Source organism: Oceanobacillus longus, from assembly GCF_042650085.1.
Lineage (GTDB): Bacteria > Bacillota > Bacilli > Bacillales > Amphibacillaceae > Oceanobacillus > Oceanobacillus longus.
The window spans coordinates 13,924-26,726 of sequence record NZ_JBHSAO010000004.1 but is presented as its reverse complement, the minus strand read 5'-3'; the positions used below and the strand labels follow the sequence as shown (position 1 = coordinate 26,726).

Below are 12,803 nucleotides of genomic sequence, written 5' to 3'. Positions count from 1 at the left end.
CATCCTATGTTATAATAGTAAAACTGTTTTATAAAAGTTTGTTGTTACTGCGATGAAATCTACATACTGTGACATAACATAACGCTTCGGAGATACACTTCGTTTTCCGTGGTCATAGCTTTAGCCTCCTCCCTGATATCGATTTTTATCAATTTTATTAATAAATGAAGAATAAGGGAAACATCCTACTATACGAAGCAGAAAAAAGGAGAGTGACAACATGTCTAAAAAAGAACCAGTGATACTGTCGGAGAAAGATAAAAAGAATAGAAAAAATTCGCTGATTGGCGCTGCTTTTCTGATGGCTACCTCAGCAGTCGGACCAGGGTTTCTAACACAGACAGCTGTATTTACGGAAACCTTGCTTGCTAGTTTCGGGTTTGTTATTTTAGCATCGATATTCCTGGATATTGGTGCACAGCTAAATGTTTGGCGAATTATCGCTGTTTCCAGAATGCGCGGCCAAGAGATAGCCAATGCTGTTCTGCCGGGACTTGGTTTTGTCGTAGCGATTTTTATCGTCATTGGTGGTCTTGCTTTTAATATCGGAAATATTGGTGGTGCAGGGCTTGGTACCAATGCATTGCTGGGATTTGATCCAAGAGTTGGTGCCGTTATAACAGCCGTTATTGCGATTTTTATATTTTTATCAAAAGAAGCCGGAGCAGCGATGGATCAGATCGTAAAATGGCTTGGTGGCCTTCTAATTATTTTAATTGCGTATGTGATGTTCGTGAGTCAGCCGCCAGTCGGAGAAGCAATCTATCGTTCAGTTGTTCCTTTAGAGCTTGATTTTTATGCCATTATAACTATCGTTGGTGGTACGGTTGGTGGGTACATCACATTTTCCGGTGGACATCGCTTGCTGGATGCCGGTATTTCTGGAAAGGAAAGTATTCCTGAAGTAACGAGAACATCCGTTATGGGAATTTTGGTAGCATCATTCATCCGTATTATGCTGTTCCTTGCCGTTCTTGGAGTAGTTTCTGCAGGGGTAAATCTTGACCCAAATAACCCAGCGGCAACTGTATTCCAACATGCAGCAGGAGAAATTGGTTATCGCATGTTCGGGCTTGTGCTTTGGGTTGCGGGAATCACATCTGTTATTGGTGCGGCCTATACATCTGTCTCATTTCTTCGGTCATTCCATAAAAAAATTGAAGAATATTATCGTTATTGGATCATTGGCTTTATTATCTTTTCAACCGGTGTTTTCGTGTTTATCGGTGAGGCAGTAACATTGCTTATCCTCGCCGGTGCTGTGAATGGATTAATTTTGCCGTTGACATTAGGATCCATCCTATTGGCAGCACATAATAAAAAAATTATCGGTGATTACAAACATCCAGTATGGTTGACTGTGTTCGGTGCAATTGTCGTTCTTTTAACAACCTATCTAGGAGTTAGAACATTAATCCAGACATTGCCACAATTGTTCTAATCAAAAATGGTACAATAAAAAGACGAGAAATCCGTTTCTTCTCTTAACTCTTTATGGGTGGTGGATACGAGTGTTTCAAATTAGTACTTATGGAGATACAGGTTTACGGGTTCAATTTGGTGAAACAATCTCTAAGAACACAAATGAACAAATCCGGAATTTTTGCATGTATCTTAAAGAAGAAAATATACCAGGTGTCATCGAATGGATCCCGACGTATACAGCGGTTTCTATTATTTATGACCCTTATTACATTTTGTATGATTCGTTAAAAAAACGAATCGAATCGATGCAAAATCAATTGTCGGCAATCGAATTGCCTGCAGCTGAGGTCATTCATATTCCGGTCCTTTATGGGGGAGAAAAAGGACCGGACCTTGAACAGGTTGCATATTTAAATGGGCTTGATGAGTCAGAAGTGATTTCGATTCACTCTGGAACAGACTATTTAATCTACATGATGGGTTTTATCCCAGGTTTTCCATACTTAGGTGGCATGTCTGATAAAATTGCCGCGCCAAGGCTCTCCAATCCGCGTCCAAAAATCCCCTTAGGATCGGTTGGCATTGCCGGTGAACAGACCGGAATTTATCCACTCGAGTCGCCAGGAGGTTGGCAAATCATTGGACAAACACCATTGAAAATATATGATCCAAACCGGGAAACACCTATTTTGCTTCGAGCAGGGAACTATGTTCGATTTTTTGCAATCAATGCAGCGGAATTTGCAGCAATTGAAAAGGATATGGAAGCAGGAAATTATATTCCGCACATGGAAAAACGGAAAGAATGAAGATGGGAGAGAGGTACGATGGCACATCATGTCGACCTGAACAGCGATTTGGGAGAGAGTTTTGGTGCATATACAATTGGGCAGGATGATCTAGTGATGAACTATATATCCTCTGCCAATATTGCTTGCGGCTATCATGCCGGGGATCATAACGTTATCCAGCATACGGTAAAAAAAGCGACAGAAAAAAATGTAGGTCTTGGAGCACATCCCGGACTGCAGGATTTAATCGGCTTTGGGCGTCGTCCAATGAAAATGGATCCAGAAGAAGTCTATAATCTTGTCGTATACCAGGTAGGTGCGGTCGAAACGTTTGCCAAAATTAATGGTAACAGATTAAATCACGTAAAACCGCATGGTGCTTTATATAATATGACAGATAAAAGTCAAGAGATTTCTCAGGCAATTGCTGAGGCTGTTTATGCCATTAATCCAGGTCTTATTCTCTTTGGATTGGCAGGCAGTGAACTTGTTCATATGGGGAGAAAAACAGGACTGACTGTAGCGGAGGAAGTTTTTGCTGATCGTACATATCAACCAGATGGCTCTTTAACTTCAAGAACGCTTAAAAATGCGATGGTCGAAGATGCTGATGAGGCAGTCCACCGAGTTATTCGAATGGTGAAGGATGGAAAAGTAGAAGCTGTGGATGGCTCTGATATAGCGATTCAAGCAGACACAATCTGCATTCACGGAGATGAACCTAAATCATTAGAATTCGCAAAGAAACTGTCTAAAGAGTTGATTGCACAAGGTATTTCTATAGAAAAAGTAGGGGAGTAAATGGGGAAACTATTTGAAGTTATAAAGTCAGGATTGGCAACATCTGTTCAGGATCTTGGAAGGACAGGTTTTCAGCAATATGGTGTTGTCGAATCAGGTGCAATGGACAGTTATGCATTGCAAATTGCAAATTTACTTGTCGGCAATCGTCGGGATGAGGCTGTTCTTGAGGTCGTTATTATGGGGCCGGAGCTTTATGTCCTGGAAGATACGGTACTTGCGATTTGTGGTGCGGATTTATCCCCTGAATTGGATGGAGAACCGGTGGCTGTTTGGAAATCCTTTTCAGCTAAAAAGGGACAACGCGTAACATTTGGACAACCTAAAATTGGTAGTTATGCATATATTTCTGCAGCGGGTGGCGTTAATTCCTCTGTGGTCATGGGAAGCAAGTCTACATACACAAAAGCAGAATTAGGTGGCTACGATGGTCGCAATCTGCAAAAGGGTGATCGTCTGGAAGCGGGAGAAGCGAGGAAGCCACTGAAGCAGCTTTCCGGACGAGGCCTATCGGAACGGGCTGTGCCAGATTATGGTAGGCAGAGGAAAATCCGCGTTGTATTGGGACCGGATCTGGTTGCATTTACGGACAGTATGGTAGAAGCGTTTTGTGCGTCCCAATTTAAAATGACCACACAGTCTGATCGAATGGGCTACCGTCTTGAAGGACCGGAGCTTTCTCATGTGGATGGAGCTGACATTATTTCAGATGCCATTTTACCCGGAGCAATACAAGTTCCTGCAAATGGGCAGCCTATCATTCTATTGGCAGACAGGCAAACGACCGGTGGCTATACAAGAATCGCAACAGTTATTTCCGTTGATCTTCCCTATGTTGTCCAGAAGTTGTCCGGCAGTATATTGCAGTTTGAAGCGGTGAGCGTGGAAGATGCGCAGAGACTGTATATAGAACGGGAAATTTTATTGAGAAAGCTAAGTTTACGAGCAGGAGTACTACATTGATAGGTGGAAATCATAACAACTAACGATTTTGTCGAAGGATAAAGGTAATATACGGACAATTTTCGGCAAAATATTTCCCGGGGAATAAAAAACAGCAATTTTTTTACTCTTACGTAGAGTAGAAGAATTGCTTTTTCTAGTTAAAGAGCAGGGAACATACCAACTGCTCTAGACGAAAGATGAAATTTGTGAAAAGATAAGAATAAAAAAGTTACTTAGGAGCATTTACCATGAAGACAGTTAATCAATGGGGACTTACCATTTCCATTATCATCTTTACGATTCTGCATTTCTACACCTATTTTTATGAAAATACAATTCTACTAAATCTCCTCTCCATCAGCGGCATAGGTATTTTCTTCTTTGCTGTAATCATCTATACACCTCCTAAAATTAAAATGCCATTTGGTCTGTTTATTGTAGGAATGATCATTTTAATTTTTTCGGATACATCGATGATCCAGGGTGTGAGGGATGGGTTTTTGCAGATGCGAAATATGATTGGTTTACTCGTTATTGTTCCGATGATCAGCTGGGTCTTGCGTGAAGAACCTTATCTGGAAGCGATTATGGGTTTTGGCCATCGTCTGTTGAATACGAGCAGGAAGTTTTATTTCGGCATTATTTCTTTTACACAAATTATCGCATACTTTCTGTTGTTTGGATCGATTCCAATGATGTATCAATTTGTGAACATGATCTTAAAAGACGAGAAGGGTGAAGCGTGGGAGCATTTCAAAGGAACTGCTGTACTTCGCGGATTCGCTCTATCTGTCATGTGGGTGGTCAGCATTCCAAGTTTTGCATTTGTAGTGGAAACCATGGATGCAAACCTTGGAATAACCATTGTGCAAGGGATGATCGTATCGACTATTGGCATCTTTGTAGCGCTGATTTTTTCTAAATTCGAGGAGAAAAAATATGGCGTGGACCTGACGGCTGGGCTAACAACTGAAATAGAGGACCTCCTCAGCCATTCTTCCAACAAGAAAGAAATGAACCGTCATGTGATTGAGTTTGCTGTCTTATTTATATCGCTCTTTGGTTCGATATTTATATTAAATGCTTTTGTGGAAGTGGAGCTGCTTGTTCTAATTCCATTAGTCGTTATGGTATGGATTGGTACTTATTATGTGATCAAGCGCAAAATAAATAACTTTTTTCATACTGCAAAAAGTTATGTACAAAAGGATATGGCACGTCAATCCTATCAGCTTTGTGTCATGCTGGGCGCTGGAATACTTATTTTCGCACTGACTCAGACCGGATTTGCAAGCTTCGTTGTGAACGGTATTTATTCCATGCAGGAGATATTACCTTTCCTAAATGTATTATACTTCTTGCCATTTATGGTTATTATTCTAGGCTTTGTCGGTCTCGGACCATTAACGGTAATGGTTCTTGTTGCGGGAATCCTAGAAACTATTTACCTTCCATATCCACCGGAACTTATTGTGCTCGCAGTTACTCTTGGGAGTTCTATTTCCATCCTGTTATCTCCGGTGCTTATGCCGATTATTATTTTAAGTGGTGCCAATGGATTGAGTGGGTTTAAGAATGGGGTGCTGTTTAATTGGAAGTATGCGCTGGTTATTTATGTGCTGGTGATGGGGTATGTGCAGGGAAGGGTTTATTTGGGGTGGTAGGTGGGTATAAAACCCACCTATTTTTCTGTTTCTTTCCTTAGTCCATTTATCATTACTTCAAACAAATCCACATGTTCATCTATTAACGAAAATTCAGCTTTTTGAATACTCCAATCATATAAAATTCCTCGCATTATCTGCAGGCAAATTCCTAACATTTTTTCTGGTGAATAATCCCCGCGAAACTCATCTTCTTTTTGTCCATTTTTAAAAATTTGTAGCTCTTAAGAAGTATTTGTTTTTTGAATGATTTCGTCAACTGTAACCTGGCTAAAGCTCTCTTCTTTAAAAAGTTTTAGAGCTGTGCCAGAAATTTTGTTCATTGTTTTTAAAACTATATATTTTATTTATTCATTGTATTTATTCATTTTAGAATATTATAAAATTATTGACAAGAAGCCAACAGTCTGCGAACATATTATTAACAGAGGGGGTTTAGAAATACGTTGCAATGAGTTTAATGTAAACGTTAACAGTTAGGGTTAATCATTTTAAGGATAACTTCGTAGATTTATTAATAATAATTATTGAAAAATTTCTATTGAATTCATTTATCTTACCTATTTTAATAACCTTAAATCTCTTACAATTATTCTTAGCACTGGCTCCATGAACTAGGTTTATCAAAACCGGGGTAAAAAGATATTTGGTTAGCTTGTGGTGCACTTGGTGCAATTATCTTTCCTGTAACATTCTGATAGCAAAGGAAATTTTTATGATGATTTCTCTAGTCTCATTAAAACATGAAGACGTCATAAATGATGTTCGTATTTATTTTTATCAAGTAGTTTTTTTAGATTGGAAAAATGAAGTGAAATATATATAATGGCGTAAAAAACAGACCGTTTTCAGGGGACGAAAGAGAAGGAACAATGTACAACCAGCTGATCATGACTTTGGAAATGATTATTTAACCTCTTTTAGGATTCTGGATGTCATCATTTGGAATTGATGTTCAAAGAGAGAAAGATTACAAAAATTTTGGTTGATTGGATGGATAACAAAATAATATACATGGGGGTCATAAATGTGTCTAAATTAAAATCTAAGGATCAGCGACGCTTTGTGAGTTTAATTGGAACTCTTAATTTTCGAGATTTAGGAGGATATCCGACAACTGATGGAAAATACACCCAATGGGGAAAATATTTTCGCTCGGATTCGATTGATCGGTTACCATTAGAAAGTCAAAAAGCTCTAATTCAAAAAGGGATTGGATTAATCATCGACCTTCGATATCCACATGAAGATCCCTACTCTTTCTATGAGGAATTGGGGATCAAATATGTCAATATTCCATTTTTAAATCCTGTTAAAATAAAAGAAGAAGCACCTAAAAGTCTCCTGGAATTGTATTGCAATATTATAGATAAAAACCAAAAAAGTATTTATCAGGTCATACAACATTTTATCGCAGAGAAGGATAAAGCGGTTTTGTTTCATTGTGCAGCGGGAAAAGATCGAACAGGTATTTTTGCAGCCTTACTACTTGATTTGGTTGGTGTTTCTCAACAAATGATTGCTGAAAACTATGCACTTTCAGCCACCTATCTCCACCCACAGCTTGAGGAAAGATGGAGAAAATTGTCAGTAAGATATGGAATAGTAGACAAAGCCATCCTTGATAGTGAACCTGAAACAATGCTTGCGTTTTTACAATATATCAATAAGAAATATAAAAATACAGAAGGTTATTTAAAAGAAATAGGTATTGAAAATTGGGAAATAAAGTTACTAAAGAAAAAATTTATAGGAAATGAAACTAATGGGATTAATACAGAAGTATAGGGGGAAATTTAAAGACGTAAGCGTCCTGCGTAATTCGTAGGTCATCTACAAGATAGTCTTCTTCTCGAATGGGATAGTTACAGAGCTTAGTGATTATTAAAGTGGCGTTCAGTCGTTTTTTGAGTAGAGTTGCTTTTTCTCATAATAATTGCTGAAAATCATGAATATAAAATTAATAAGGAGGATGATGGTTCTCTTTTAGTGACTTTTTGTTCAAACTTTATAAATCCTATGATTATATTAAGGTTGAAGTGTAAATTTAAGACATCTAAATGGAAAACAGCTTGTTACAACAGAAGAAATGTCACAAAAAATTAAGGCTATCAAAGAGGTAGCCCCATCCTTAATTGTTGTAGCAAGAACGAAAGCTAAGGCTGTAGAAGGGATAGAAGCAGCCTATGAAAGAGTGCAAGCATATATTGATGCCGGTGCGGATGCAATTTCCCCTGAAGCATTACAAAATGAAGAAGAATTTCGCTTGTTTGCAAATAATATAAAAGTTCCTTTACTTGCGAATATGACGGAATTTGGTAAGACTCCGTTTATAACAGCAGATGCCTTTCAAGATATGGGATTCATTATGGTCATTTATCCCGTAACTTCGCTTCGAGTAGCTGCGAAAGCTTATGAGCGTATTTTTAGTTTAATTAAAGAGCAGGGAACTCTAGTATGTGAACACTAAATCAAACAATTTTTTTAAGGGCCATGTTTCGGCATGTTACAGACTTAAGTAACCAAGAGTGCCGTGCGTTCGGATATTATTTTGTACCAATTGACATAATCAAAAAGTTCAAGGGATAGCTGTTCAAAGGTGTCAAAGTACATATCATTTATTAATTCGGTTTTTAGTATCTTATAATGTCGTTTCGGACACCGCATTATCATAAGGGTTTCTTTTTTCGCTTAGAGAGCGTTCAATGTTATGTTCACTTAATAGTTCATCGATTCCAACATTCTTAAATTCAGAACCGCGATCTGTATGAAATACGTTCACCGCTTCTAATGGTTGTTTTACCGTTGCGAAGGCACGTTGAACTTAAGCTGCGTCCTTATGCTTTCCTACTCTGACATACGTAAATCACTAACTAACACAGACATCGCTTCATCGACGTTAAATTCCCGATCTAACAGGTTTTCAACTGCTTCTTCGTTTGGTCGAGTTGTCATTGTTTTATAGGATGGCTGTGCATATTTTGATTGAATCCCAAGTTCACTCATAAGTCTACCTATGCGCCGTATGGAAATCGTGTAACCCTCTTTTGAAAGGGAATCTTTAATTTTACGCGTCCCATATACTTTGCGGTTTTTGTTGAAATGACTAGTATCTTTTCTTTTAATTTTTGTTCTCCCGCAATTTTTTCTTGTTCTTTTTGTACTGCTATTTCTGTTTCATAGTAAAAAGTACTTCGAGCTAATTGCAGGACTTCGCACATTGCTAATACCGAATAGTTGTGACGATTTTTTTCAATCACTTCTATTTTAGTCTCATGATCAGCGCGGCTTGCTTTAAAATATCAACTTCCATTTCTAACTGCTTATTTCTATTTCTTAACTTAATCAATTCTTGTTCTTCAGGGCTTCGATTGTCTTTCTCTTTAAAAGACCCAGACTGCTGAAATTGCTTAATCCATCTGTCTAAAGCAGATGGTGTTAATTCGTATTCACTGACAATATCTTGGCGGCTTTTACCATTCTCATATAATGCAACCACTTGCTTTTTAAATTCTGTTGTAAACTTCTTCTTTTACTGGACAAAATAGATTCTCCTCACTAGCTATCTATTATTCTACTTGCCCTTTTTTTTTTTTCAACAAAGTGTAACCTATCCAATGTCGTCATATATAACTGGAGAAACATCGTATAAGAAGTAAGGGAATTATGTCATTCTTTTAAGCCTGGTGATCGGGTAGTAGCTTTGGTAATTGGAGGTGGTGGGTATGCAGAATATATATCCGTTAGCGAAGTAAAAAACACTCTAATACCTAATGAAATTACATTTGAAGAAGCAGCTGCAACCCCTTTGCAGGGACTCACAGCTATTTTATGTTACAAGAAATGGCTCGAATGAAAAATGGGGAAACAGTCCGTATTCATGCATCTGCTAGTGGAGTTGGCACTATTTCCGTTCAACTTGCCAAAACTTTTGGTGCTAAGCATGTGATTGCAACAGCAAGTACCATAATAAACTAGAATTAGCGCAATCCCTTGGTGCGGATTTATTAGTAAATTAAACCGATGATAACTGGGGAAAATCAGTTTATGAATTTACAGATGGTAAAGGAGTAGACATTATTCTAGAAATGGTTGGTAATGATATTTTCTATAAAAGTCTAAAATGTATGTCTTCTTTTGGAAGAATGATTGTATACGGTCGTTCTAGTAGAACAGAGACGTTATTCGACCCACGTCAATTAATGAAAAAAATCAGACGGTATCAGGTTTCTTTTTGGGGGATTGGAAAGATTATAAGGAAAATAACAAAGTTATACAACAATTGTTTAACTATATAAAGAAAAAGCAGTTAATAGTCAACATTGGTGGTGCTTATCCATTGGAATGATCAGCAAAGGTTCATGACCTGATGGAGGGAAGAAAAACGAAAGGGAAAATTATTCTAAAACCATAATATATGAATTCAATTTATGTACAATGTGTAATTAAATAATATTAGAGCGAGTTCAAAAAGCCACTAAAGTTTTAAAGAAATTATTCATCCAATTTGTTATTGCTTGTATTGCTACTACAAACAATAGAAGAGTTAATAATTACAAACACCGTTGCTTTTCTATCTTCGCAAAAGAGCTTGGAGAACTGTCACAATGCCTTTGTGAAATAGTGACTTGAGCTTTTTGGATTAATAGGTAAAGATTAATAAAATTTTTATATAGTCCTGCTGGTGTTTTTTTCTAGTAGGGCTTTTTTGATAGTTAAAAATACAATAAATCCTAAAAATAATTTTTGGCTCTTCGCCATATAGTGTTGAAAAAACAGTTTACTAGTACGTAGTTGAATCTATCATTCCTTGTTTGCAAGCAAACGAAGGAACAACTCTAGTCAGTGTTCAACGATTAAATCCAGCTTGTTAACCGTCGCATAGATCATGGCAATGAAGTTGTCCGTAGAACGGTATCCACGAGCTTTTCTTTTGGCAGCCTGAACTAAGCTATTTATACCCTCAAGCAAACCGTTGGTCATTTTAGTGACAAACCATCTTAAGATACCGTCTTTATGCTTTTTTAATGACTTCGCGAGCTTGATCATAGGCCCTAGTTGAGAGCGTATTGCCCAGTCATACCATGCGTCAAAATACATCTCGGAAATAAAAGGTGACCTTGTCCACATATTTTGCAGGGATAATTTCAGGCGATAGGCACGACCTGTTGCTAAGTCCATGTCCTTTAATTTGGTAAAGTTAATTTCTTGCTTTTCTGTTAAGTTTTCTTGATTTTTAAGCCACATGTAGCGTGACTTTTTTAGTAATGGTTCTGTGGCCTGTTCTTGTCTCCTTACTTGATCCAGCGCTTCATTAACCAATTTCATTACATGAAATTTATCAAAGGTGATGGACGCATCCGGGAAGTTTTCTTCAATTCCAGAAATAAATGACGGGGACATATCAGAACATATTTCTTTGATTTGAGAGGGTGAGCCCCCTTTACTATCAAGGAACTGACAAAAATCCTATAATACTTCTGAACCTTTACCTAACGTGGCAAACAATAATCGTTTAGTATCTGAATCAACAAATAATGTCACGTATTTATGCCCTTTTCTACGAGACGTTTCATCCATGGCGATACGTGAAACATTTGATATATCAATGTTTTCCATCGCTTTATAGACATAATATTTAAATACGCGCCAAAGGCGAGTATCATGTTCACCAACTTTGCGAGCCACTGCATTAACTGGCATTTCAACCATTAGCGACATAACATGGTGTTCAAAAAATAGGGAAAGCCCTGCACCTGGCCGTGCCCAGTCAATTTCGACGGTGAGTATTTTACCGCACGATTCACATTTAACTCGAGGCATTCTTGCATGAAGAATCGTTCGATATTGCCAAAAGTCAAGGTGTCTCCACGTACGATCTTGATCGAGAATATCATGAACTTTACAACTAGTGTTTCCACAATTAGGACATGAAAATACAGCGCCTGATCTGTATTCAATATAGATGTGCAATGTCTCTTCTTTAGCTAATTCATGATGAAACACATACCATGGTTCAGGTATATCCAGAGCAGATTGGAATACATTATACTTCTCTTGAAAGTCTTTCATAAGGCATACGCTCCTAAGTAATTTAATAGTTTTTACCTAGTATCGACAGCTTTATGAAACCTTAAACTAAATATTAAATAGCGAAGAAGCAAAATAATTCATAAAACTGTTTAACTCTATTGATTACTAAAAATAATATTTTAATATAATCCCATTTATCTATTTTCGCATTATTTAAAATTTAAATAAATATTTGACAATGCAAAACATTCCGTTATAATATTTTATATAAACATTGGTCCGTATAACATGTTGTTATGTTTAGTTTTAAACTAAAACTTACGAGGTGGTGAAAATATGTTAGATGAATATAGTGTTATTCCTCTTTATCATCAACTTAAAGAAATTATAAGGGAAAAAATAAAAGGAGGATATTGGAAAGAGCAGTATAAAGTGCCACCTGAAAGAGAGCTAATGGAAACGTATAATGTAAGTCGTTCTACTATTAGAAAAGCATTAGATGAATTGATTACAGAGGGACTAATTTACAGAAAGCAAGGTGTTGGAACTTTTGTTTCTAAATCAAAAATTGTTCATGATTTAATCGGGGAAATTAGTTTTAATCAGCAAGTTATGAAGAAAGGGCTAACACCAAGTTCTAAAGTGATTTATGCAGATGTAGACAGAACTTCTTCTAAACGTATTAGGGAAATTTTCCAACTAATAGATTCTGAGGAAATATACAAAATCATTCGTGTTCGTTTAGTTAACGACAATCCATTTATTCTAGAAACGATTCATATCCCATATAAATATGCACCAAAGATATTAGAACAAAACTTAGCAAGTATAGCATTTTTTGATTATCTTGAAAGAGAACTTAAATTTAACTTCACCCATTCTACCTTAGATATAGAACCTATAGCTATTAATGAATTTGAATCAAATTATTTAGAAGTAGAAATAAGGAACCCTGCATTATCTTTAGAAAGAGTTATTTACTCTGGTGAAAGCGCCATCACAATCCAAAGAAGAATAATGAGAGGAGATAAAGGAAAGTTCTCTTTTACTTTAGGTGAAAATGCTGAAGATAGGGGGAATTATATATCAGGTTTAGAATTTAATTAGTAAACAATATTTTTTCTCAAATATGTATCGTTACATC

At 37.0% G+C, this 12,803-nt stretch carries 9 protein-coding genes and 4 pseudogenes; 10 read left to right on the top strand and 3 right to left on the bottom strand.

Going from position 1 to position 12,803, the window contains the following annotated elements:
• The first annotated feature begins 220 nt into the window (after window positions 1–220).
• The 7 genes and pseudogenes from ACFOUV_RS06770 to ACFOUV_RS06740 all read left to right on the top strand — a co-directional run.
• Complete coding sequence (locus tag ACFOUV_RS06770; protein WP_379496029.1) at window positions 221–1,441, top strand: NRAMP family divalent metal transporter; 1,221 nt, start codon at window positions 221–223, stop codon at window positions 1,439–1,441.
• A 70-nt stretch (window positions 1,442–1,511) separates the two neighbouring features.
• Window positions 1,512–2,234, top strand: a complete 723-nt coding sequence (gene pxpB, locus ACFOUV_RS06765; RefSeq protein WP_379496028.1) for a 5-oxoprolinase subunit PxpB — start codon at window positions 1,512–1,514, stop codon at window positions 2,232–2,234.
• An 18-nt stretch (window positions 2,235–2,252) separates the two neighbouring features.
• On the top strand, window positions 2,253–3,017 hold the full coding sequence (locus ACFOUV_RS06760; RefSeq protein ID WP_379496027.1) for a LamB/YcsF family protein: 765 nt from the start codon (window positions 2,253–2,255) through the stop codon (window positions 3,015–3,017).
• Window positions 3,018–3,980, top strand: coding sequence for a 5-oxoprolinase subunit C family protein (locus tag ACFOUV_RS06755; protein WP_379496026.1), 963 nt, complete (start codon window positions 3,018–3,020; stop codon window positions 3,978–3,980).
• Between the two features lie 230 nt (window positions 3,981–4,210).
• Entirely contained in the window at window positions 4,211–5,626 is a 1,416-nt protein-coding gene (locus ACFOUV_RS06750; protein ID WP_379496025.1) for a hypothetical protein, read from the top strand.
• A gap of 1,029 nt (window positions 5,627–6,655) precedes the next feature.
• Window positions 6,656–7,414 (top strand): tyrosine-protein phosphatase, encoded by a 759-nt coding sequence (locus tag ACFOUV_RS06745; RefSeq protein ID WP_379496024.1) that lies wholly within the window; start codon window positions 6,656–6,658, stop codon window positions 7,412–7,414.
• A gap of 265 nt (window positions 7,415–7,679) precedes the next feature.
• A pseudogene (locus ACFOUV_RS06740) lies at window positions 7,680–8,078 on the top strand (isocitrate lyase/phosphoenolpyruvate mutase family protein); the annotation flags it as partial.
• Window positions 8,079–8,097: 19 nt separating this feature from the next.
• On the opposite strand, the pseudogene ACFOUV_RS06735 reads toward ACFOUV_RS06740, so the two are convergent.
• Window positions 8,098–9,125 (bottom strand): annotated as a pseudogene (locus ACFOUV_RS06735) (IS3 family transposase).
• A gap of 332 nt (window positions 9,126–9,457) precedes the next feature.
• Between ACFOUV_RS06735 and ACFOUV_RS06730 the strand changes: the two are divergent.
• Together ACFOUV_RS06730 and ACFOUV_RS06725 are read left to right on the top strand one after the other, a co-directional pair.
• A complete protein-coding gene (locus ACFOUV_RS06730; RefSeq protein WP_379496023.1) occupies window positions 9,458–9,604 on the top strand; it encodes a hypothetical protein in 147 nt (48 codons plus the stop codon).
• 62 nt (window positions 9,605–9,666) lie between these two features.
• Window positions 9,667–9,924: pseudogene (locus ACFOUV_RS06725) on the top strand (zinc-binding dehydrogenase); the annotation flags it as partial.
• Window positions 9,925–10,468: 544 nt separating this feature from the next.
• Here the strand turns inward: ACFOUV_RS06725 and ACFOUV_RS06720 are convergent.
• A pseudogene (locus ACFOUV_RS06720) lies at window positions 10,469–11,074 on the bottom strand (ISL3 family transposase); the annotation flags it as partial.
• 21 nt (window positions 11,075–11,095) lie between these two features.
• Entirely contained in the window at window positions 11,096–11,698 is a 603-nt protein-coding gene (locus tag ACFOUV_RS06715; protein WP_379496022.1) for a helix-turn-helix domain-containing protein, read from the bottom strand.
• 297 nt (window positions 11,699–11,995) lie between these two features.
• Between ACFOUV_RS06715 and ACFOUV_RS06710 the strand changes: the two genes are divergently transcribed.
• A complete protein-coding gene (locus ACFOUV_RS06710; protein ID WP_379496021.1) occupies window positions 11,996–12,766 on the top strand; it encodes a GntR family transcriptional regulator in 771 nt (256 codons plus the stop codon).
• Window positions 12,767–12,803: the final 37 nt, after the last annotated feature.